Source organism: Bradyrhizobium sp. MOS001 (assembly GCF_004634465.1).
Lineage (GTDB): Bacteria > Pseudomonadota > Alphaproteobacteria > Rhizobiales > Xanthobacteraceae > Bradyrhizobium > Bradyrhizobium barranii.
Genome location: NZ_SPVJ01000015.1, coordinates 85,260 through 106,735 on the forward strand (window position 1 = coordinate 85,260; position 21,476 = coordinate 106,735).

The window sequence follows — 21,476 nt, forward strand, 5'->3', positions numbered from 1 at the left end:
CCTGCAAAATATTGCTTGCCGCCGGACCAAGGCATGGCATAATTCGCCCATTCGTTCAATAGGCGAACAAACGCCTCTCCGACAAAGGACGCCCGCCATGATGAGCCAGGAGCAGAACGACCTGATCACCCGTACCGGTCCGAAGGACCCCTGCGGCAAGCTGATGCGGAGCTACTGGCAGCCGGCGGCGCTGGTCGACGAGCTGGAGGGCGCGCGCCCGATCCGTCCCGTCAAACTGCTCGGCGAGAACCTGGTGCTGTTCCGCGACGAGAGCGGACGCTACGGCCTGATCGATCGTCACTGCGCCCACCGCGGCGCCGACCTCGCCTTCGGACGTCTCGAACATGGCGGCCTGCGCTGCGCCTTCCATGGCTGGCTGTTCGACGCCACTGGCCAGTGCATCGAGACGCCGGCCGAGCCGAAGGACTCAAAACTTTGCCAGAACATTCGTCAGCGTTCCTATCCCGTGGTCGAGAAGAGCGGCATCCTCTGGGCTTATCTCGGCGAGGGTGAGCCGCCGGCATTTCCGGAGCTCGACTGCTTTGTCGCGCCCGGCACGCACACTTTTGCGTTCAAGGGCCACATGGCCTGCAACTGGCTTCAGGCCCTCGAGGTCGGCATCGATCCCGCGCACGCCTCCTATCTGCACCGCTTCTTCGAGGACGAGGATACGTCGACGGCTTACGGCAAGCAGTTCCGCGGCGCCTCCGCCGGCAGCGACCTGCCGATGACAAAGATCCTGCGCGAATACGACCGGCCGATCATCAATGTCGAACACACCGAATATGGCCTGCGGCTGATCGCGCTGCGCGAGATCGACGAGGAGCGCACCCATGTGCGCGTCACCAACCAGCTCTTCCCGCACGGCTTCGTCATCCCCATGAGCACGGAAATGACGATCACGCAGTGGCACGTGCCGGTCGACGACGAGAACTGCTACTGGTACGCGATCTTCACCAGCTACACCAACCCGGTCGACAAGCAGAAGATGCGCGATCAGCGGCTCGAGCTCTATGAGCTGCCCGACTACAAGTCGCGCAAGAACCGCGGCAACGATTACGGCTTCGATCCGCACGAGCAGGCGACCGCGACCTATACCGGCATGGGCACCGACATCAACGTGCACGACCAGTGGGCGGTGGAATCGATGGGCGCCATCCAGGACCGCACCAACGAGCATCTCGGCTCGAGCGACAAGGCGATCGTGCAGTACCGCCGCCTGCTGCGGGCTGAGATCGAGAAGGTCGGCGGCGGCGAGAAGCCGATGCTGTTCCTGGACGAGAGCAGGGCGCGCAGCATCCAGGGACCGGCCACCATGGACGGCATCGGGCCGACCCAGGGTTGGGAGCTCTACTGGATGGAGGTCGACGTCAAGCGCCGCCGCGGCGCACCTTGGGCCGCGCCGGTGCCGAAGGAGATCGCCGACAACGTGCACCGGCTGACGGCGGCGGAGTGATAATGCCGTCAATCAGCGGCAGGCGCCACATACTCCACTGTCATGCCCCGCGAAGGCGGGGCATCCAGTACGCCGCGGCCTCTCGTGGACACGTCGCCGTCTCTGGAATACTGGATCGCCCGCCTTCGCGGGCGATGACAGCACGGACAGAAGGAGCAACCGAGTGACTTTCGTCGCGCGTCATGCGCTGTGGTCGGATGAGCAGAGGGACGCCGCAGCGCGCCTGCGCCGCATCGTCGAGGAAAAGAACCTCGAGGTCATCCGCCTCGCCTTCCCGGACCAGCACGGCATTTTGCGCGGCAAGACCATCATCGCCGCCGAGGCGATCGCCTCGCTGGAGAGCGGCTGCTCCATCACCACGACCATGCTCGCCAAGGATACCTCGCACCGCACGGTGTTTCCGGTGTTCACGTCAGGCGGCGGGTTCGGCATGAAGGAGATGGAGGGCGCGGCCGACGTGTTGATGGTCGCCGACCCAACCACGTTCCGCGTGCTGCCATGGGCGCCTGCGACGGGCTGGGTGCTCTGCGATCTCTATTTTGGCGACGGCCGTCCCGTGCCATTCGCGACCCGCGGCCTCTACCGCAAGGTGCTCGATGATCTCAGCGGCCGCGGCCACGATTTCGTCGCCGGCCTCGAGGTTGAATTCCACATCTTTAAGCTCGACGACGCGCATATGCGGCCCGAGGATGCCGGCCAGCCCGGGACGCCGCCGTCGGTGAGCCTGCTCAGCCACGGCTACCAATACCTCACCGAGCAGCGCTTCGATCAGATGGAGCCGGTGCTGGAGATCCTGCGCCGCGATATCGTCGCGCTCGGACTGCCCTTGCGCTCGGTCGAGGTCGAGTTCGGGCCGAGCCAGTGCGAATTCACCTTCGCGCCGAAGAAGGGGCTGGAGCCCGCCGACAACATGGTGCTGTTCCGCTCCGCCGTGAAGCAGATCGCGCGTCGCCACGGCTATCACGCCACCTTCATGTGCCGGCCGAAACTGCCGAACGTGTTCGCGAGCGGCTGGCATTTGCACCAGTCGATCGTCTCGCGCGCGTCTGGCGAAAATCAGTTCATGGCGAAAGACGGCAGCGAGCCGCTCAGCGCGTTCGGCCGGGCGTACCTTGCCGGCCTGCTCGACCATGCCCGCGCCTCGACCGTGTTCACCACCCCGACCATCAACGGCTACAAGCGCTACCGCTCCTATTCGCTGGCGCCGGACCGCGCGATCTGGGGCCGCGACAATCGCGGCGTGATGATCCGGGTGCTCGGCGGCGCCAATGATGCCGCAACGCGCCTGGAAAATCGCATCGGCGAGCCCGCCGCCAATCCCTATCTCTACATGGCCTCCCAGATTCTCTCGGGCCTCGACGGCGTCGACCGCAAGCTCGACCCCGGCCCGTCCGCCGACACGCCCTACGAGACCAAGGCGCCGCCGTTGCCGAAGAGCTTGCGCGATGCGGTCGCCGCGCTGAAGGACGATCCGTTCTTCCGCGAGAAGTTCGGGCCCGAGTTCGTCGACTACTACACCCACATCAAGAATGCCGAGATCGACCGCTTCCTGTCGGAGGTGACCGACTGGGAGCACCGCGAATATTTCGAGGTGTTTTGACGGAGATACGTCTCACGCCCGCGTGAGGCGACTTCGTCCGGTCTGTTCCGACGACATCACGGCGCTCGCCGACGAAGCCATTTTCCCTGTCCCTCGAAAACGGCCGGAAAGACTGGGGGCCTAATATCCTGCATGTGATCAACAGTGGAGTTCGATCATGTGGGTTCAATTGTTCAGCCTGATCTACCGCCTCTCCTGCCGGACCACCTTGGTTGAAATCGGCACCCACCACCTGGCGCGTTAGTCGCCGGCGCCAGCGATTTGGGTAAGACATATTGACCGGATAACCGGGGTTCTCATGCGCAAGCTGGTTCACCAGCGATAGCCGAGCGTTGCGATGACGGTCAGCGGCGCGCCACGGTAGCAGTAACCGACTTGGCACGTGGTGTAGTGCAGATTGAACAGGTTCTTGGCATTGACCTGGAACTGGAGGCCCTTCAGCTCCTTCATCGCCTGGCCAAAATCATATTTCAGCGCTGCGTCGATCAGGGTTACCGAGCTGTTCTTGAACGTATTCGCATCATCGCCGTAGCTCCAGGACATGTAACGCGCGCCGCCACCGACGCTCAATCCTGCAAACGGTCCGGCCAGCGGCAGGGCATAGTTCGCCCACAGCGTCGCCGTGTGCGGAGGATTGCCCGAGGGAAACTTGCCGATCAGCGAGTCGTCAGCGGCCTGCTTGGTCACCATGTCGAGATAGGTGTACGACGAGGTGATGTCGAAACCACCGCCCAGGCTAGCAAGCGCCTGCAATTCGAAGCCGCGGCTTTGAATCTCCCCGCGCTGGACCGTCACGCCCGTCCCCGTCGTGACCAGGCCGCCGTCCTGGGTCAAATCGAACACCGCCGCGGTAATGAAGCTCCTCGTGCCCTGCGGCTGGTACTTCACACCGACTTCGGTCTGCTTGCCGGTGGTCGGCTTGAAGAAGGCGCCCGACGGATCGACGCCGAGATTGGGAAAGAACGAGGTTGAGTAGGCGACGTAAGGCGCAACGCCGGAATCGAACACATAGGTCAGCCCGGCTCGCCCGCTATAGGCCTGATCGGACTGCGTCTGCCGGGTCAGCGCGAACAGATCCTCACCCGTGGTGCTGACCCAGTCGCTGCGGCCGCTCAATGTGAGAATCCAGTGATCGAGCCTGGCCTGGTCCTGGATGTACACGCCGGACTGGGTCTGTCGCTGCTGCGTCAAGGACGAGATCGCGGGATCGGGAATGGATTCCGGCGCGTAGACCGGCGCGGCCAGATTGAGGTCGGAGACGCCGAAGCCGAATCCCTGCTTGTCGTTGAACTTCGACGCGGTGTAGTCGGTGCCGACCAGGAGCGTGTGCTGCACGGGCCCGGTCGATAGCTTGGCCTCGACCTGGTTATCCATGATGGCCGATTGCAGCGTGTCGTGGACGTAGCCGGTATAGCGCGAGACGACATTGCCCACCGGCGCCCCGAGAAAGCCCACATAGCGGGTGACCGCGTCGACATCGACGTAGCGGAATTTCTGGCGGACGGTCACGGCGTTGTTGAACGCATGCTCGAACAGGTAGCCCACGCGTCCCTGCTCCTGGTTGAGCGAATTGTAGGACGGGCTGCCCGTGAAGATGTCCGTGGCGGTGCCGGTGCCCGTGGAGTAGGTGAACATGGATCCGGGCGTCTTCGACTTCTGATAGGACCCGAGAATCGTCAGGGTCGTCGATTGATCCGGCTTCCAGGTGACGGCGGGCGCGATGTAGGTCCTGTTATCCTTGCCGCCCGGCACGAACACGTCCGCGTCGCGCACCACGCCGGTCAGCCGATAGAGGAATTGACCGTTGGCATCGACCGGACCCGAAAGATCGAAATTGCCCTGGACGCGATCGCGGTCGCCAAACACCGTTTGCGCCTCGTGAAACGGCTGGCTGGTCGGCAGCTTGCTCGACAGGTCGATCAGTCCGCCGGGCGAGCCGAGCCCGTAGAGTGCCGAGCTCGGCCCACGGACCACGGTGATGCTGTCGACCCCATAAGGCTCGGTCTTGAACACGCTGAGACCTGCTCCGACGAGGCGCAGGCCGTCGAGATAAACGCCGTTATAAGTGATGTCGAAGCCGCGGATCGCGATCGCGTCGAAACGCGGATCGTAGCCGGAAGCATCGATACGGACGCCGGGTTCGTAGCCAACCGCCTCCGTCAGCGTCTGGACGGCGCGGTCGTTGAGCTCCTTGCGCGTCACGACCGAGATCGACTGCGGCGTCTCGAGCAACGGCGTGTTGGTCTTGGTACCCGCCGAACTGCTGTCTGCAACATAGCTGCTCTCGCTCGACGCGTTGGCGCGACCGACACCGGCCTCGCGCGCGCCCGAATTTCCGGCTGGCGCGGGCCCGGCATTGCGTTGCGTCGCGATGCGGCCGCGCGACGACTGCGAAGCTCGCTGCGCGGGCTGGGTGCGCGGACGCGCCTGGATCGGTGCCTCCACCGTGACGGGAGGCAATGTCGCCGCCGTCGACGTCGAATTGGTCCCGGAGGTCTGTGCGACCGACGGCGTTGCGTGCAGGACTATTCCCAGGCCGGCCGCTCCCAGACCAGTTCTCGCCATCCGTTCCCAGCCGAGCGTCCACCCGTCGTTGCGCGTCATTGTCTTCCCCGAGTTCCGTGTTCGAACAACCCGGGAGTAACCAGATCGAGGCGCACACCGCCTTTGCGCGCGCGCAAATCACCTTTGATCGCACGTGGAGGCGTTCAAGTTCACTGACAGCGGCTCGGCGAATAGCCGAAGTGCCTGCGGAATGCCGTCGCGAAATTGGCCGGATGGGCATAGCCGACCCGAAAGGCCGCCTCGGTGACCGACAACCGTTGATGAATCAGAAGGTCACGTGCGGCATCGAGTCGGCGGGCCCGCAAATAGTCGATCGCGCTCTCGCCATACGCCATCTGGAATTTCTGGTTGAAGGACCGGCGGCTCAGCCCCGCATTCCGCGCCAGCTCGTCGATGCTCCAGGGATAAGCGAGATCGGCATCCATGCGCGCCTTGACCGATTGCAACCGCACCCGCTGGAGGTCGGCTGCAGGATCGAGCGCGATCCCGCGCTCGCCGAACAAGGCGTGGACCACGATCTCGGCGGCATGCGCCGACAGCAGCAATTGCGTCGCGTTTCCGGCCACCGGTGGCGAGAACATTTCTACCGCGAGGGCCTGCACACGCGGAGACGCCGTGACAGAGACGATGGCCGTGCCCAACGCGTCGGTCTTGAACAGCGCCCGAACCTCGTCGCCGAGTCCAAGCCCGTCGATGGAGGCTTGGGGAAGCGCCAGGCCGATCGCAGGACGTTCGCCGCAGCGAACCGAGCCTCCTACGGCGACGGATTCGCGCACGGCAATCGCCGTCATCTGCCCTGCACCCGTTGTGCGCGTCAGAATGCCGCGGCCTGCGCCTTCATCGAGCGCAACGGAGATGAACAAGCCCGGCCCTACGATCGCTGGCCGATCGGGATCGGCGCGAAACTCACCTCTGATGAACACACAGCCCGGGAAATCCAGCCATTGAGGCGCTGTCGAAGCGCCTCGCTGTGCGGAGCCGATGATGTCGTCTTCAGGCCGTCCGGCAATTTGATTGTAAAAGTCCTGCATCGAATCCGCTACGCCGCGACATTGGCGGCTGGCGGCGGCGCACTCAAGACCTCTGCGCGCAGTTTGGAGAGCTTCGAAACTGACGTCCTCGACGAGGTTCTGCGCGCGCGGCAATCCTGCACGGACGATACGGCAACCAGATCCAGGAGCGCGTCAGATGCCCAGATATTTGTGCTGGAGATCCGGCTCCGCCATCAGCTCGACGGACGTGCCGCTCCACACCGTCTTGCCGCGCTCGATGATGTAGTGGCGGTCGCAGATGCGGGCGAGGTGGTCGACGTTCTTGTCGACGACCAGGATCGACTGTCCCCGGCTCTTCAGCAGCGACAGGCAATTCCAGATTTCTTCGCGGATCAGCGGCGCAAGGCCTTCGGTCGCTTCATCCAGGATCAGCAGCTTTGGGTTGGTCATCAGCGCGCGGCCGATCGCGAGCATCTGCTGCTCGCCGCCGGAGAGCTGGTTGCCCATGTTGGCGGCGCGCTCGGCAAGGCGGGGGAACATCACGTAGATCGCGGCCAGCGTCCAGGGATTGGGGCTAGCGAAGCGATCGGCGGCGGCCGCGACGAGATTTTCGCGCACGGTGAGGTTCGGAAAGATTTGGCGTCCCTCCGGGACGAGGCCGACGCCGAGTTTTGCAATTCGATAGGACGGAAGCTGCCGCACCTCGGCGCCCGCAAAGCGAATCGTGCCTGATCGTGCCGGTGTCAGGCCCATGATGGAGCGGATCGTCGTGGTCTTGCCCATGCCGTTGCGGCCCATCAGCGAGACCATCTCGCCCGGCTTGATCGACAGCGACAGGCCGAACAGCACCTGGGAGAGGCCGTAGCAGGTCTCGATGCCGTCGACGTCGAGCAGCGTGTCAGCCATCGCCTTTTCAGACATGGTGCGTCACCACATGCTGGTCGCCGAGATAGGCGCGCTTGACGTCCTCATTGGCGCGGATCGCGGCTGGATCACCGGAGGCGATGACGCGGCCATAGACCAGCACCGAGATGCGGTCGGCGAGCGCGAATACCGCCGGCATATCGTGCTCGACCAGCACGATCGAGACTTCCTTCCGCAGCTCCTGAAGCAGTTGCACCATGCGCTGGGATTCGGTGACGCCAAGACCCGCCATCGGCTCGTCCAGCAGCAGCAGCTTCGGCTTGCTCGCGAGCGCGACCGCGAGCTCGATCTGGCGGCGCTCGCCATGGCTGAGCCTGGACACCAGGACATCGGCGCGATGGCCGAGCCCGACGCGGTCGAGCGCGGCATGGGCGGCATCGCGCAGGCCCTTCTCCTTGCGCGCATTGGCGAAGAAGCGGAACGAGTGGCCTGCATGCGCCTGCGCCGCCAGCGCGACATTGTCGGCGGCGGTGAAGTCGAGCAGCAGCGAGGTGATCTGGAACGAGCGTGCCAGCCCCAGCGCGCAGCGGCGATAGGCCGGCAGATAGGTGATGTCGCGGCCGCCGAGCGAGACGCTGCCGGAATGCGGTTCGAGGTGCCCGGTGAGCTGGCTGATCAGCGTGGTCTTGCCGGCACCGTTCGGGCCGATGATGGCGTGCAGCTCGCCGCTAGCTACGTCGAGCGAGACGTTGTCCGTCGCAACGATGCCGCCGAAACGGCGCACCAGTTTTTCGACGCGGAGCAGCGGTTCAGCCACGATTGAGCCTCCCGAGCAGGCCCATGATACCGCCGCGGCCGAACAGCACGATCAGCAGCAAGAGCGGGCCCATGATCAGCGCCCAGTATTCGGTGATCTGCGACAGGAATTCTTCCAGCAGCAAAAACACCACCGCGCCCATCACCGGGCCGAACAGCGTGCCCATGCCCCCCAGGATCACCATCACCATGAGGTCGCCGGAGCGGGTCCAGTACATCACGGCCGGGCTGATGAAATCGGTGTTGTTGGCGAGCAGTGCGCCGGCAAGGCCGCACATCATACCGGAGATGACGAAGCAGACGAGCTTGTAGCGTTTTGCCGGAAAGCCGATCGCCTGCATCCGCTGCTCGTTGGAGCGCAGGCCCTGCAAGACGAGACCGAAGCGCGAATTGACGATGCGCCAGATCAGGACGATCACGGCGAACAGGCAGGCGAGGCAGAGATAATAGAACTGCGTGCGGTTCGACAGGTTGATCAGGCCGGAGAAGTCGCTGCGCTTGTAGACGGTGAGACCGTCATCGCCGCCGTAACGCGCGAGGCCGGAGGCGACGTAATAGGCCATCTGCGCAAACGCCAGCGTGATCATGATGAAGTAGACGCCACGCGTACGAAGGGAAAGCGCGCCGATCACCAGCGCATAGATCGCGGAAGCCGCGAGCGCGACCGGGAACTGGATGAAGCCGGAGCCGACGCCTTCCTGCGCGAGCATGCCGACCGCGTAGCCGCCGATGCCGAGATAGGCGGCGTGGCCGAAGCTCATCATGCCGCCAAAACCCATGATGAGGTTGAGGCTCGCGGCCGCAAGGGCCAGGATGACGATGCGGGTGAACAGCGTCAGGATGAAGATGTTGCCGGACAGCTGCGAATAGAGCGGCAGCAGCACGAGGCCCGCCAGCATCAGGGCCGTGACGGCCTTGCTCACAGTGAAAGCCTTCATCGACGGTTGGCCGGAAACAGCCCCTCCGGGCGCACCACCAGCACGATCGCCATCAGCAGATAGATCAGCATGGACGACAGCGCGGGCGCGGCGGTGGAGGCGGCGGCGCCGCTCAGCACCTGCCGCAACAGGTTGGGCAGGAAGGCGCGGCCGAGCGTGTCGATCATGCCGACGAAGATCGCGGCGAGGAACGCGCCACGGATCGAGCCGATGCCGCCGATCACGATGATGACGAAGGCGAGGATCAGGATGTTCTCGCCCATGCCGATCTGCACGGTGAGGATCGGCGCCTGCATCAGGCCGGCGAGGCCGGCGAGCGCGGCGCCCAGGCCGAACACCAGCGTGTAGAGCAGCTTGATGTTGATGCCGAGCGCGCCGATCATCTCGCGGTTGGAGGCGCCGGCGCGGATCAGCATGCCGATGCGGGTGCGCATCACGCCGAGATAGAGCAGCAGCGCGACCAGCAGCGCCACCACGATGATGGCGAGACGATAAGCGGGATAGTGGATGCCGGGCAGGATCGGCACCGGCACCGTGAGCCAGGCCGGCAGCGGCAGCGCAAGCCCGGCCGGACCCCAGATCAGCCGCACGGCTTCATTGAAGAACAGGATCAGACCGAAGGTCGCGAGCACGTGGTCGAGATGGTCGCGCCCGTAGAGATGCCGCAGTGCCGACATCTCCAGCACGATGCCGAGCACCAAAGTCGCACCTAACGCCAGCAGCGCACCGAGCAGGAAGCTGCCGGTCCAGGCCGCAAAGGTCGCGGCGAAATAGGCGCCCATCATGTAGAGCGAGCCGTGCGCGAGGTTGACGAGATCCATGATCCCGAACACCAGCGTCAGGCCGGCGGCGAGCAGGAACAGGAGCAGGCCGAACTGCAATCCGTTCAAGAACTGTTCGACGACGAGCAGCATCAAAACTCTTTCAGGCGCACGCGGTGTCGCGCCGATGTTCGAACTCGGTCGCCATCAGTGAAAGAGCTCCCCCTGCCTCTTCAAGGCGGAAAAATGGGTAATGGCAGTATCGTTCCGAGGCAAGAGCGATTCAACACCAGACATGCACTTTGTTGCATGCCGGTGCATGCGATCGAAATTGGCCCTGCAAGAAGGCTGCCGCGCAGGATGGGTCAACCTGCCGCACCCAAACGATCGCCCTCCCCCAGGCATGCCTGGGAGAGGGCGCGAAGGTCGACGGAAGCAGGAGAAGGCGTCTAGTGCGACGTCATCTGCCGAGGGAGATCATCCGGCTCGGCCAGTACACTGTTGGCCGTCGAGGCTTCCAGCGCCGCCATCCGGAACAGATAGGCGAGCGTTGCCAATCCGGTGTCTTCCGCCATCTGCGCCAGCTCGAGCGCCATGTCGGACATGTAGCCGAGATTCTCGTCCTTGGTCTGCGCCATGATCTGGCTGTCCCGCATCATGTTCGACATTTCAGGCGCTCTTTCGTTGCGCGGCAGCAAGGCCGCAGAGGTTGGCACGGGCGACGGCGTCCAGACGCGGGCCGTCCTGTTGTACGATCGAATCCATGCCGATGCGATCATGCAGGGCATCGAGGGTCTCGCGGCGAATGTCGATGGTCGCCGCCATGGTCCAGGCGTTCTCCACCAGCTCGGGCAGACCAAGCGGCGTCACGACGAAGCCGGCCTCATGGAAGCGCGGCAGCCACCAGGTCTCCATGATCGCGCTGACCTGCGCGATTCCCTGATCGAGGCAGAACTCCTGCACCGCTGCCATCAGTTGCAGGTTGAGAGTGCCGTCGCGGCGATCGCGCACGACAAAGTAGCGCGACCATTCCCAGACCAGCGGATTCGCAGGGCAGCCGCGAACCGATGCCAGATGCGGGAAGACCTCGCTCATCATCGAGGGTTTGGTGGTAGGGTAGAGCCGGTGACCGCCGACGACGCGCCGGCCTTCCAGCGCGAGCAGATAGACGGTGTCCTCGTCGTCGTAGGAATCGACCTCGCGGCAATCAGGCCGGCGCAGCGTCTCCCAGTGCCGCTCCTCGACGAAGATGTCGTGGCGTAGTCGGAAGTGCTGCTCGAGTACGTCTTCGTAAAGGTGGCGATTGACCGAAGAAATTGCGTGAATCATGAAAACCCCCATTCAGCCGGAATGAGGGGCAGCCTCTGCGAAAAGAGGCAGGTTCGATATTGGGAAATTTCCCAGTACGTCGCTTAGGGATTGATGAGCTTGTTGCGAATCGCCAGTGCAACCGCATGCGTACGGTTGACGGCACCGAGCTTGCGCGCGGCGGTTGCAAGATGCTCTTCTGCGGTGCGCTGCGTGATGTGCAGGATCTCGCCGATCTCCCAGGCCGACTTGCCCTGCGAGGCCCAGGCGATCACCTCGCGCTCGCGCGGGGTGAGACGCGTCGACAGATGCGGCGCCGGATCCAGCAGGCGGCGAATATGGTCGAAGCCATACATTGCCATCAGGTGCAGTGCCGGCTTGCTGCGGGGATTGAGGTCGAGATGGACGCCGCCGAGCGACACCGCCGCCTCGTAGCCGGTGAGCCCGTGGATCGGCACGATGAAGCCGCGCGACATGCGAAAATCGCCGGCGCGGTTCATCACCTCGGCCGCGCTCGGCTCGAGCTCGGCATCATAGGGCGCTTCCGACCACTCGAACGGATTGACCGATTGCCGGCACAGCCGCACCACGGGGTCGACGCGGTCGTAATTATTCTGGGTGTAGAGATTGAACCATCCTGCCGGCCAGCGCTTGGCGAGCACCATCTGCGCGAACCGCTGATCGGGATTCGGCAACCCCGTCACGATGATGGTCTCGAAGCCGAAGCGACCGAACGCCGCCTCAAGCGCATTCATGGCGTCCGGTACCTTGCGATAGGTCCCCAGGCCTTCGATGAAGTCGAGCGCTTCCCGGCCATAATCTACGGCGTCTACGGCGGACATCGGTACGTTTCCTGAGCCTCGTCGTAGGTATAGCACGTATTTGGGAGCTGCCTCAATTCGCTGCTTCCGTAGTTTACCGGCCCTCGTCTGCACCCGAGATTTAATCTACTTGTGGAGGAAGTGACGTCAAGTTACACCTATGGCGTCTGAAGCGGGAAAATCACGATGGAAGACGAGGACATCGCCCTCAACAGCGTGCTCGGCCTGGAACTCAACCGCGTGTTTTTCGCCGTCCGCGAAACGGCAAACAAGCAGAAGATCATCGAGTACGCGCGCGAAGTGCTGCAGCGCGAACGCGCGGAGCGGCCCGGCAGCGCGTCGCCCGAGAGCCCGGCGAGCTAGAACGCGGTTACAGGTGAGGCGTACGTTCTGCGCGAGCGGCGCCCTTCCATTCGAACGTGCCGATTTTGGCCGAAACATTCTGACTGCGAAGTTAATCAGCAATTGTTGCCGGTGAGCGAGCTGCGCTCTTACCCTCCCCTGGAGGGGGAGGGTGAAGCGCCGCCCGCTCCGTCGCACACTTGCCGCTGGATGACATCACGGCTCTCGTGAGATGATCGCCACCACGATCCTCTTTGGGATGCCCACGACATGATGACGCTGCGCCAGGTTGAAGTGATCCGTGCCGTGATGGTGACGGGTACCATCGGCGGCGCGGCGAAGCTGCTCAACGTGTCGGCGCCGGGGATCAGCCGGCTGGTCAAATACACCGAGCGCACGCTCGGCATCCGCTTCTTCCAGCGCCAGAACGGGCGCTATTTCCCGACGCCGGAAGCCGAGAACATCTTTGAGCAGATCAACGGCGTCTACAAGAAGGTCGACGACCTCTCCGAGCTCATCTCCAAGATCGGCCGCGGCGGTTTGTCGGAATTGCGCATCGGCTCGGTGCCGAGCATCTCCCAGGTGATGGTGCCGCGCGCGATCGAGCGCGTCCGGCGCCGCTACCCCGATCTCGGCATCGACATCAACATCCTCAAGCTCGAGGAGGCCATCGACTACCTCCTGCTCGGCCGCGGCGAATGTGTGGCGATGAGCTATCGGCTCGAGCATTCCGGGCTCGACTTCATGCCGCTCGCCTCGGGTGAGCTCTATTGCATCGTGCCGCCGGGTCACGAGCTTGCCGGCCGCAAGCAGGTCTCGGCGGCCGAGATCACCCGCTATCCGCTGATCGGCATCGATCCCAACGATCCCTACGGCCGGATCATGGCCGGGATCTTTGCGCGCCACCGGCTCGACTACAACATCACGATCCGCGCGCGCTTCGGCACCACGGTGTGTGCGCTGGTGAAGGCAGGGCTCGGCATCGCCATCATCGACCAGTTCACGGTGGCCCATGGCGGCTATCCGGGAATCGAGCTGTTGAAGATCACCGAGCCGACGCGGTTCGAGACCTATATCGCGGTGAAGCGCGGCGCGCCGCTGTCGCTCCATGTCGAGTATTTCATCGAGTCCCTGCGCGCCGAGATGCGCGCGGTGGAGCCGTCCCGCAGCGAGGGCAACACCGCCCCGGCACGCGCGCGGAAGAAATAACATTATGTTAGGTTTGCCCAATAAATGGGTAATTGTGTTAGGCACGGGAAAGGCTATCGTCGCAACTGGAAGCCCCTTGGAATTGTGCGGATTTCCCCGCTAATGGCCAGGACCCAACGCTCCCAACGAGACGATAGCCAACCATGTCCAAGCGCGGATACGCCGCCAGCAAGAAGCTTCTCACCGGCCTGATCGGGGCGCCGATCGCGCATTCTGCCTCCCCTGCCATGCACGAGCGGGCCGCCGAGGCGCTCGGCCTGCGCGGTCACTACCAGCTCATCGAGGTCGCCGGCGCCGATGCGGCCGGGCTCCGCATGATGCTCGAGGGCGTGCGGCGGCTCGGCTTTGCCGGCGTCAACGTGACTTACCCTTACAAGGAAGCGGTGGTCCCGCTGCTCGACGAGCTGGCGCCGGGCGCGGCCGCCATGGGCGCGGTCAACACCGTCGTCGTCAAGGACGGCCGGCTGATCGGCCACAACACCGACACGACCGGGTTTGCACGTGCGGTCGCGCCGCTGCTGGCACCGTCCGCAAATGCAGTCGCCGTGATCGGAACGGGCGGCGTCGGCAAGGCGATCGCCTTTGCACTGGCGAGCCTAAAGGTCTCCGGCCTCCGCATCTTCGACAGCGAGACGGCGCGCGCCGAAAAGCTCGCTTCATTGCTTGCCAGGCACGGCGGCGCCACGGTGGCTAAAAGCGTCGAGGACGCGCTCGATGGCGCAACCGGCCTCGTCAACGGCACGCCGGTCGGCATGCTGCCGAACCGGGGCATGCCGGTCCCGGCGGCCTTGCTGCACGAGAAAATGTGGGTCGCGGACGCCGTCTATTCGCCGCTGATCACGCCGCTGCTGGCAGCGGCACAGGCCAAGGGCGCGCGGATCATGACCGGGCGGGAGCTCGCGATCTACCAGGCCGCTGACGCCTTCGAATTGTTCACCGGCCTTGCCCCATCGACCGAGGTCATGGGAGAGGCATTCGACGAGGTGATGGCGGCGCGAAGCGCGGCCTATCACGCCGCGTAACCGAAGCGGCCGGACACAAGGCCGCGGACAACATCAACGAAAAATGGGAGGAGTGACCATGAAATCGACCCTAGTGGCAGGCGCCTTGCTTGCCTTCGCGACTGCAACCAGCGTCCACGCGCAGGCGATCAAGCTCGCCGACGTCGCCGAACTCTCGGGCGGCGGCGCCACCGTCGGCACCAACTGGAAGAACGGCATCGACCTCGCGATCGAGGAGATCAACGCCAAGGGCGGCGTGCTCGGACGCAAGTTGGAGGTCAGCCACGCCGATTCGCAGTCCAACCCCGGCGTTGCCCGCGCCCAGGTGCAGAAGGCGCTCGACGCCGAGCCCTATGTCCTGCTCGGGCCCGGCTATTCCGGCTCGGTCAAGGTGACGGCGCCACTCGCGGCCGAAGCCGGCATCGCGCAGATCATGGGCGGCGAAGCCGCCGAACTGACGCAAGGTGGCAACAAATTCCTGTTCCGCACCTCGTTCGGCCAGCAGTCGTCGATGCCGAAGGTCGCAAAATACATCCACGACGACATGAAGGCGAAGACGGTCGCGGTGGTCTGGGTCAACAACGACTTCGGCCGCGGCGGCCGCGACGTCGTCGTGAAGGAACTCGACCGTCTTGGCTCCAAGGTGGTCGCCGACCTCTCGACCGAAGCAGGCCAAGCCGACTTCGCCGCCGACGTCGGCAAGATCAAGGCCGCCAATCCCGACGCGGTGTTCGTCTACCTGAATGAAGAAGAGAGCGCGCGCATCCTGAAAGAGCTGAAGCGCCAGGGCGTCACCGCGCCGCTGATGGGCGAGACCACGCTGATCGGCCAGAAGGTGATCGAGCTCGCCGGCGATGCCGCCAACGGTGCGCGCGGCCATGTCGGCCTCACCACGGACGCACCGGTCGACCTGATCAAGGCGTTCCGCGACAAGTTCGCCAAGAAGTACAATTACGTGCCCGACCATAACGGCCTGAAGGGCTATCTCGCCGTCTACATGGTGAAGGCCACCACCGAGAAGATGGGCAAGGTCGACAGCAAGGCGTTCGCCGACACGCTGCACGGCCTGACCATCAAGGCCGCGGACGAGCCGGGCATCCTGATGGACGTCACCTTCAGCGAGACCGGCGACATCGACCGGCAGAGCTTTCTGGTCGAGGTGGTCGAAGGCAAGCAGGTGGTGAAGCAGGTCCTGCCGAAGGTGAAGTGAGGCTTTTTCGCCTCTCCCCGCGCCCGTCCCGCCGAAGCTTCAGCGAAGGCGGACCCAGGGAGAGGTCTCTCCTCTCCCTCGCCCCGCTCTTCGCGGGGAGAGGGTTGGGGTGAGGGGTGCTTCTGCGCAGACGGTGAGAGATGAGCTTGCGGAGACAGCCCCTCACCCCCGCCCTCTCCCCGTAAGAACGGGGCGAGGGAGACGACAGAGCGGCGGTAGGGACACGAGAGGGGAAAATGTCCAATCTGTTCGATCTTCTGGTCGCGGGACTAGCCACCGGTGCGATCTATGCGCTGGTCGCGGTCGGCTTCACGCTACTGTGGCAGACCTCGCAGACCATCAATTTCGCGCAAGGCGAGTTCGTGATGCTGCCGGCGTTCCTGATGCTGGCGGCGATGCATGCCGGCGCGCCGTTCTGGCTCGCGATCATCCTCGGCATCCTGCTCTCGATGCTCCTGCTGGGCCTCGCCTTCAAGATGCTGCTGGTCGATCCGATGATGCGCCATGGCGTGCTGCCGCTGGCGATCGCGACGATGGCGCTCGCGATCGGCATCAAGGAGGCCGTGAAGCAGTTCTTCAGCGCGGAGGCCTCGCCCTTCCCCTCGATCGTGCCGACCGGCGATATTTCCATTCTTGGACATGCCGTATCGCTGCAAAGCATCGGCGTCCTCGTCCTCGCCATTCTTGCCGTCTTCGGCCTGACGAGCCTTCTCAACCGCACTTCGCTCGGTCACCAGATGCAGGCGGCGGCGCAGAACCCGACGGTGGCGCGCATCATCGGCGTGCCGGTCGAGCGCATGATCCTGCTGACGTTCCTGATCAACGCCTTCCTGGTCGCGCTGGCGTCGCTTTTGATCACGCCGATCTACCTCGCAAAGTTCTCCTCCGGCGAGGTGCTCGGCCAGGCCGCCTTCATCGCCGCGATCGTCGGCGGCTTCAACCAGGTGCGCGGCGCCATCGCCGGCGGCCTCCTGATCGGCGTGCTCGACAATCTCGCAGCCGCCTATGTCTCGACGCAGTACCGCGCCGCCGTTCCGATGATCTTCCTGATCGCTGTCATCCTGTTCCGGCCGCAGGGCTTGCTCGGCCGCGCCGAGGAGCGCACCGTATGAGCGGCTTCGCCAAACCGTTGAAGATCGCGCCCGGCCTCATCGTCATTGCCGGCCTGATCATCGTCCCCATGAATTTCAACCGCTACGGCCTGTTCATCCTGAGCCAGTGGGCGGTGATGAGCATCGCCGCGATGGGGCTCAATTTGACACTCGGCTATGCCGGCCAGGTCTCGCTGGCGCAAGGCGCCTTCGTCGGGATCGGCGCCTATGCGGCAGCGATCATGACGACCCATGGCTGGCCGCTGCCGGCGGCGATCGTGGTCGCGATTGCCTTGAGCTTCGCGGTCGGCTGGGTGCTCGGCTATCCGGCGCTGCGCGTGCAGCACCATTACCTCGCCTTCGTCACCCTCGCCTTCTCCACCCTCGCCTTCCTGGTGTTCCGCAACGAAAGCTGGCTCACCGGCGGCATCTACGGCATCTCCAACATTCCCCGGCCGCACATCTTCGGCATCGCGACCAACAAGCCGCTACCCTTCTACTATGTCTGCCTCGGCTCGCTTGCGATCGTGTCGCTCGCGGTGTGGTGGCTGATCCGCTCGCCCTGGGGCCGTGCCTTCATGGCATTGCGCGAAAATCCGCTGCGCGCGCAGTCGCTCGGCGTGGACACAAGGCGCTATACGCTGATGGCGTTCGCGATCGGCTCGGCGCTCGGCGGCGTCGCCGGCGCGCTCTATGCGCCGCTGACGCAATATATCGATCCCGTGCCGTTCAACCTGTCGCTCTCGCTCGACCTCTTGATGATGGTGATCGTCGGCGGTGCCGGCTTCTACTTCGGCCCCTTCCTCGGCGCGATGATCGCGGTGCTGTTGCCGGAATGGCTGCGCTTCACGGAAGGGTATTATCTGATGCTCTACGCGGTCGCAGTGATGCTTCTCTTGATCTGGTCGCCGACCGGCATTCTGGGGATTCTCGATCGCTACCTCGCCGAGCGCCGCACCAAGGCGGCCTCCGCACTGCGGGCCGTTGCAAAGTCCCGGCTGGAGACGGTGCAATGAGCGCGGTCCTGGAAGTCACCGGCATCAAGAAGAATTTCGGCGGCATCAGCGCGGTCGACGGCGTCTCATTCGACGTCCGCGAGGGCGAGATCCTCGGCCTGATCGGCCCGAACGGCTGCGGCAAGTCGACCCTGTTCAACTGCATCCTCGGCCAGCTCACACCATCAGGCGGCGAGGTCAAGCTCGACGGCAAGGTGGTCACGGGCCTGCGTCCCGCCGAGCTCAACAAGCTCGGGGTCAGCCGCACCTTCCAGCTCTTGCAGGTCTTCCCAAAGCTCTCGGTGCGCGAGAACCTGATCCTCGCGGGGCAGGAGCACCAGGGCAACATGGCCTCGCGCCTGGTCGGCCGCTCCGATGCCGGGCTGACCGAGGCCGCCAACCAGATGATCGGCTTCTTCAAGCTCGACCATCTCGCCGACGAGCCGGCCGGCGGGCTCTCCTATGGCCAGCAAAAACTGCTCGATGCCGCGATGGCCTTCATGGGCGGGCCGCGCCTCGTCCTGCTCGACGAGCCCGCCGGCGGCGTCAACCCGTCGATGCTGTCGGACCTGAAGGATCGCCTGGTCGCGATCAACCGCGAGAAGAACGCCACCTTCGTCGTGATCGAGCACAACATGGAATTCGTGATGTCGCTGTGCTCGCGCGTGATGGTGATGGCGGAAGGCAAGGTGCTGGCGATGGGGCGGCCGGACGAAGTGCGGAAAAATCCCGCCGTGATCGAAGCCTATCTCGGACATTAGGAAGCCATCATGAGCGACCCGATCCTCTCGGTTCACAATCTCGTCGGCGGCTACGGCAAGATGACGATTTTGAACGGCACGACGTTTGCCGTGCCGCAGGCGACCATCACCACCATCATCGGCCCCAACGGTGCCGGCAAGTCGACCGTGTTCAAGGCGATCTTCGGCCTGTTGAAGCTGCGCGAAGGCAAGATCAGCTTTGCGGGCCGCGACGTCACCAATTTGAGCCAGCGCGCGCTGCTCAATGCCGGCATCTGCTACGTGCCACAGGGCCGCAACATCTTTCCCGAACTGTCGGTGCGCCACAATATCGAGCTCGGCGGCGTCTCCGCCGGCAAGGGCATCGACCTGTCCGCACGGATCGAAGCCGCGCTCGACCTGTTTCCCGCGCTGCGCCGCAAGTCGGCGCAGCAGGCCTCCACGCTCTCCGGCGGCGAGCAGAAGCAGCTCGAGATCGCGCGCTCGCTGCTGCTCGAGCCCAAGCTCGTGCTGATCGACGAGCCCTCAATTGGCCTGTCGCCGCTGATGGTGCAGCAGACCTTCGACATCCTGAAAGGCTTGCGCGACCGCGGTGTCACCATCCTGATGATCGAGCAGAATGCGCGCTCGGCGCTGGAGATTTCCGACATCGGAATCGTGCTCGAGCTCGGCCAGACCCGCATGGTCGACGGCGCGAAGCGCATTCTGAACGATCCGCGCATCGGCCAGCTCTTTCTCGGCGGCGCCATGGAGGACAACGCAGCATGAACAAGCGTTCGATCGCGACCGTCTCGCTCTCTGGCAGCCTGGACGAGAAGCTCCGCGCCATCGCATCAGCCGGGTTCGACTCGGTCGAGATTTTCGAGAACGATCTGCTGTCGTTCGGCGCAAGTCCGCGCGAGGTAGCGCAGCTGTGCAAGGATCTCAATCTCGAGATTTGCGCATTCCAGCCGTTCCGCGATTTCGAGGGCATGCCGGAGCCGCAGCGGACGCGCAACTTTGCTCGCGCCGAGCGCAAGTTCGACCTGATGCAGGAGCTCGGCACCGACCTGCTGCTGATCTGCTCCAACGTCTCGCCCGCCTCGCTCGGCGGCATCGATCGCGCCGCGGACGATTTTCGCGAACTGGGCGAACGCGCGGCCAAGCGTGGGTTGCGAGTCGGTTACGAGGCGTTGGCCTGGGGCCGCCATGTCAACGACTACCGCGATGCCTGGGAGATCGTGCGGCGCGCCGATCATCCCGCGATCGGCGTCATTCTCGACAGTTTTCACGCGCTCGCGCCCGGCTTTCCGGTTCGCGCCATGGCCTCGATCCCCGGCGACAAGATCTTTCTGGTGCAGCTCGCCGACGCGCCGAAGCTCGAGCTCGACATCCTCTCGTGGAGCCGGCACTTCCGCTCCTTCCCCGGCCAGGGCGATCTGCCGGTCGGTGAATTCATGCAGGCCATCGCAGCGACCGGCTATGCCGGGCCGCTGTCGCTCGAAATCTTCAACGACCAGTTCCGCGCCGGCTCGTCCGCGCAGACCGCGGTCGACGGCCTGCGTTCGCTGATCCTGCTGGAGGATCAGCTTGCACCGGATTGGCCGAAGCTTGTCAGCGAGCCGCTGGCGCCGAAGGCGAAGAGCCATGGCACCGGCTTCATCGAGTTTGCCGTCAACGAGACCAAGGCGGTCGACCTCGCCCGCCTCTTCGCGCAGCTGGGCTTCCGCAAGACCGGCAAGCATCGCAGCAAGGCCGTGGAGCGCTGGTCGCAGGGCAAGGTCGAGCTCGTGATCAATTGTGAGACCGACGGCTTTGCGCATTCGCACTACGTCACGCACGGCCCCGGCGTCTGCGCGATCGCGCTCGACGTCGACAATGCCGGTCTTGCCATGCAGCGCGCCGAAGCGCTGAAGACGCGCACCTTCTACCAGCCGGTCGGGCCGGGCGAGCTGGAGATTCCCGCGATCCATGGCGTCGGCGGCAGCCTGCTCTATTTCCTCGATCAGGCCGGCAAGAACTGGGATACCGATTTCGAGCCGGTCGCAAGTGACGCGAACGCCGACGCCCTGCTCGCCGTCGATCACATCGCGCAGTCGATGCCCTACGACGAGATGCTGTCCTGGCTGCTGTTCTACACCGGCATTCTCGACCTGAAGCGGCTGCCGCAGATGGAGATCGCCGACCCGCGTGGCCTCGTGCAGAGCCAGGCGGTCATCAACGCCGACCAGAGCCTGCGCTTCGTGCTCAACGGCTCATCCGCCAACCGCACCCTGCCGGCGCGCTTCATCTCGGAGTTCTTCGGCTCGGGCGTGCAGCACGTCGCGTTCTCCTGCCGGGATATTTTTGCGACGGTCGCCGCGATGCGCAAGCGTGGCGCGGATTTCCTGGATATCCCTGATAACTACTACGACGACATCGAAGCCAAATACGACCTCGCGCCCGACCTGATGGCGCAGCTGCGCGCCAACCACATCCTCTACGACCGCGAAGGCGACGGCGAGTTCTTCCAGGTCTACACCCACATCTTCGATGAGCGCTTCTTCTTCGAGATCGTGGAGCGACGGGATTATCAGGGATTTGGGGCAGCCAATGCCGGGATCAGGCTCGCGGCGCAGGCCCGCGAGGTAAGGCCTGCGAGCATGCCGCGGGTGTAGGTCTTCGCCTCTCCGCGCCTGCGGGGAGAGGCCGGAATTTGCGGTGGCAAATTCCGGGTGAGGGGGACTCTCCGCGAGTCATATGTCCCCCAGGAGCAACGCTCTCTCAACACGTCATTGCGAGCGCAGCG

Annotated in this window: 20 protein-coding genes; 11 read left to right on the top strand and 9 right to left on the bottom strand. The window is 64.4% G+C overall.

Translation table 11 applies throughout. The features are described 5' to 3' along the window. Nucleotides 1–97: 97 nt before the first annotated feature. Both CT676_RS20305 and CT676_RS20310 read left to right on the top strand, forming a co-directional pair. Entirely contained in the window at nt 98–1,456 is a 1,359-nt protein-coding gene (locus CT676_RS20305; RefSeq protein WP_085399248.1) for an aromatic ring-hydroxylating dioxygenase subunit alpha, read from the top strand. A gap of 163 nt (nt 1,457–1,619) precedes the next feature. Further along, nucleotides 1,620–3,056 carry a glutamine synthetase family protein gene (locus CT676_RS20310; protein ID WP_085399247.1) on the top strand — a complete coding sequence of 479 codons (1,437 nt, stop codon included), beginning with the start codon at nt 1,620–1,622 and terminating at the stop codon, nt 3,054–3,056. A 312-nt stretch (nt 3,057–3,368) separates the two neighbouring features. On the opposite strand, the gene CT676_RS20315 is transcribed toward CT676_RS20310, so the two are convergent. The 9 genes from CT676_RS20315 to CT676_RS20355 form a co-directional block, all read right to left on the bottom strand. Beyond that, complete coding sequence (locus CT676_RS20315; protein ID WP_135215215.1) at nt 3,369–5,660, bottom strand: TonB-dependent siderophore receptor; 2,292 nt, start codon at nt 5,658–5,660, stop codon at nt 3,369–3,371. A gap of 110 nt (nt 5,661–5,770) precedes the next feature. Further along, nucleotides 5,771–6,766 (bottom strand): AraC family transcriptional regulator, encoded by a 996-nt coding sequence (locus tag CT676_RS20320; protein ID WP_244623213.1) that lies wholly within the window; start codon nt 6,764–6,766, stop codon nt 5,771–5,773. Nucleotides 6,767–6,805: 39 nt separating this feature from the next. Then, entirely contained in the window at nt 6,806–7,534 is a 729-nt protein-coding gene (locus CT676_RS20325) for an ABC transporter ATP-binding protein (protein WP_085399244.1), read from the bottom strand. Then, nucleotides 7,527–8,294 (bottom strand): ABC transporter ATP-binding protein, encoded by a 768-nt coding sequence (locus CT676_RS20330; protein ID WP_063979902.1) that lies wholly within the window; start codon nt 8,292–8,294, stop codon nt 7,527–7,529. Before CT676_RS20330 ends, CT676_RS20325 begins: the two co-directional genes overlap by 8 nt. Next, a complete protein-coding gene (locus CT676_RS20335; RefSeq protein WP_085399243.1) occupies nt 8,287–9,231 on the bottom strand; it encodes a branched-chain amino acid ABC transporter permease in 945 nt (314 codons plus the stop codon). The genes CT676_RS20330 and CT676_RS20335 overlap by 8 nt, the downstream gene beginning before the upstream one ends. Then, on the bottom strand, nt 9,228–10,145 hold the full coding sequence (locus tag CT676_RS20340; RefSeq protein ID WP_008143427.1) for a branched-chain amino acid ABC transporter permease: 918 nt from the start codon (nt 10,143–10,145) through the stop codon (nt 9,228–9,230). The genes CT676_RS20335 and CT676_RS20340 overlap by 4 nt, the downstream gene beginning before the upstream one ends. Nucleotides 10,146–10,441: 296 nt before the next feature. Then, a complete protein-coding gene (locus CT676_RS20345) occupies nt 10,442–10,660 on the bottom strand; it encodes a hypothetical protein (RefSeq protein ID WP_008540920.1) in 219 nt (72 codons plus the stop codon). Between the two features lies 1 nt (nt 10,661). Continuing rightward, nucleotides 10,662–11,321 (bottom strand): acyl-homoserine-lactone synthase, encoded by a 660-nt coding sequence (locus tag CT676_RS20350; protein WP_071909116.1) that lies wholly within the window; start codon nt 11,319–11,321, stop codon nt 10,662–10,664. Nucleotides 11,322–11,404: 83 nt separating this feature from the next. Further along, on the bottom strand, nt 11,405–12,142 hold the full coding sequence (locus CT676_RS20355) for a LuxR family transcriptional regulator (protein WP_063979905.1): 738 nt from the start codon (nt 12,140–12,142) through the stop codon (nt 11,405–11,407). Between the two features lie 165 nt (nt 12,143–12,307). Here CT676_RS20355 and CT676_RS20360 point away from each other — a divergent pair, with 165 nt between their 5' ends. The 9 genes from CT676_RS20360 (at nt 12,308) to CT676_RS20400 (ending at nt 21,345) form a co-directional block, all read left to right on the top strand. Then, nucleotides 12,308–12,484, top strand: coding sequence for a hypothetical protein (locus CT676_RS20360; protein ID WP_014491261.1), 177 nt, complete (start codon nt 12,308–12,310; stop codon nt 12,482–12,484). Nucleotides 12,485–12,733: 249 nt separating this feature from the next. Next, complete coding sequence (locus tag CT676_RS20365; RefSeq protein ID WP_135215216.1) at nt 12,734–13,672, top strand: LysR family transcriptional regulator; 939 nt, start codon at nt 12,734–12,736, stop codon at nt 13,670–13,672. A gap of 143 nt (nt 13,673–13,815) precedes the next feature. Beyond that, the gene (locus CT676_RS20370) at nt 13,816–14,694 is read left to right on the top strand and encodes a shikimate dehydrogenase (RefSeq protein ID WP_085399241.1); all 879 of its coding nucleotides are present in this window, start codon (nt 13,816–13,818) and stop codon (nt 14,692–14,694) included. 58 nt (nt 14,695–14,752) lie between these two features. Further along, nucleotides 14,753–15,883 (top strand): ABC transporter substrate-binding protein, encoded by a 1,131-nt coding sequence (locus tag CT676_RS20375; RefSeq protein WP_085399240.1) that lies wholly within the window; start codon nt 14,753–14,755, stop codon nt 15,881–15,883. Between the two features lie 236 nt (nt 15,884–16,119). After that, the gene (locus tag CT676_RS20380; RefSeq protein WP_063979909.1) at nt 16,120–16,995 is read left to right on the top strand and encodes a branched-chain amino acid ABC transporter permease; all 876 of its coding nucleotides are present in this window, start codon (nt 16,120–16,122) and stop codon (nt 16,993–16,995) included. Further along, nucleotides 16,992–17,990, top strand: coding sequence for a branched-chain amino acid ABC transporter permease (locus CT676_RS20385; protein WP_135215217.1), 999 nt, complete (start codon nt 16,992–16,994; stop codon nt 17,988–17,990). The genes CT676_RS20380 and CT676_RS20385 overlap by 4 nt, the downstream gene beginning before the upstream one ends. Beyond that, entirely contained in the window at nt 17,987–18,730 is a 744-nt protein-coding gene (locus CT676_RS20390; RefSeq protein WP_085399239.1) for an ABC transporter ATP-binding protein, read from the top strand. Before CT676_RS20385 ends, CT676_RS20390 begins: the two co-directional genes overlap by 4 nt. 9 nt (nt 18,731–18,739) lie before the next feature. After that, a complete protein-coding gene (locus CT676_RS20395) occupies nt 18,740–19,477 on the top strand; it encodes an ABC transporter ATP-binding protein (protein WP_085399238.1) in 738 nt (245 codons plus the stop codon). Continuing rightward, nucleotides 19,474–21,345, top strand: a complete 1,872-nt coding sequence (locus CT676_RS20400) for a sugar phosphate isomerase/epimerase and 4-hydroxyphenylpyruvate domain-containing protein (RefSeq protein ID WP_085399237.1) — start codon at nt 19,474–19,476, stop codon at nt 21,343–21,345. Before CT676_RS20395 ends, CT676_RS20400 begins: the two co-directional genes overlap by 4 nt. Nucleotides 21,346–21,476: the final 131 nt, after the last annotated feature.

Bases quoted from the DNA above. Each gene is read 5' to 3' on its own strand.
- CT676_RS20305 (WP_085399248.1), top strand. From the start codon at position 98: ATGATGAGCCAGGAGCAGAACGACCTGATCACCCGTACCGGTCCGAAG.
- CT676_RS20315 (WP_135215215.1), bottom strand. From the start codon at position 5,660: ATGACGCGCAACGACGGGTGGACGCTCGGCTGGGAACGGATGGCGAGA.
- CT676_RS20325 (WP_085399244.1), bottom strand. From the start codon at position 7,534: ATGTCTGAAAAGGCGATGGCTGACACGCTGCTCGACGTCGACGGCATC.
- CT676_RS20335 (WP_085399243.1), bottom strand. From the start codon at position 9,231: ATGAAGGCTTTCACTGTGAGCAAGGCCGTCACGGCCCTGATGCTGGCG.
- CT676_RS20340 (WP_008143427.1), bottom strand. From the start codon at position 10,145: ATGCTGCTCGTCGTCGAACAGTTCTTGAACGGATTGCAGTTCGGCCTG.
- CT676_RS20345 (WP_008540920.1), bottom strand. From the start codon at position 10,660: ATGTCGAACATGATGCGGGACAGCCAGATCATGGCGCAGACCAAGGAC.
- CT676_RS20350 (WP_071909116.1), bottom strand. From the start codon at position 11,321: ATGATTCACGCAATTTCTTCGGTCAATCGCCACCTTTACGAAGACGTA.
- CT676_RS20355 (WP_063979905.1), bottom strand. From the start codon at position 12,142: ATGTCCGCCGTAGACGCCGTAGATTATGGCCGGGAAGCGCTCGACTTC.
- CT676_RS20360 (WP_014491261.1), top strand. From the start codon at position 12,308: ATGGAAGACGAGGACATCGCCCTCAACAGCGTGCTCGGCCTGGAACTC.
- CT676_RS20365 (WP_135215216.1), top strand. From the start codon at position 12,734: ATGATGACGCTGCGCCAGGTTGAAGTGATCCGTGCCGTGATGGTGACG.
- CT676_RS20370 (WP_085399241.1), top strand. From the start codon at position 13,816: ATGTCCAAGCGCGGATACGCCGCCAGCAAGAAGCTTCTCACCGGCCTG.
- CT676_RS20375 (WP_085399240.1), top strand. From the start codon at position 14,753: ATGAAATCGACCCTAGTGGCAGGCGCCTTGCTTGCCTTCGCGACTGCA.
- CT676_RS20380 (WP_063979909.1), top strand. From the start codon at position 16,120: ATGTCCAATCTGTTCGATCTTCTGGTCGCGGGACTAGCCACCGGTGCG.
- CT676_RS20385 (WP_135215217.1), top strand. From the start codon at position 16,992: ATGAGCGGCTTCGCCAAACCGTTGAAGATCGCGCCCGGCCTCATCGTC.
- CT676_RS20390 (WP_085399239.1), top strand. From the start codon at position 17,987: ATGAGCGCGGTCCTGGAAGTCACCGGCATCAAGAAGAATTTCGGCGGC.
- CT676_RS20395 (WP_085399238.1), top strand. From the start codon at position 18,740: ATGAGCGACCCGATCCTCTCGGTTCACAATCTCGTCGGCGGCTACGGC.
- CT676_RS20400 (WP_085399237.1), top strand. From the start codon at position 19,474: ATGAACAAGCGTTCGATCGCGACCGTCTCGCTCTCTGGCAGCCTGGAC.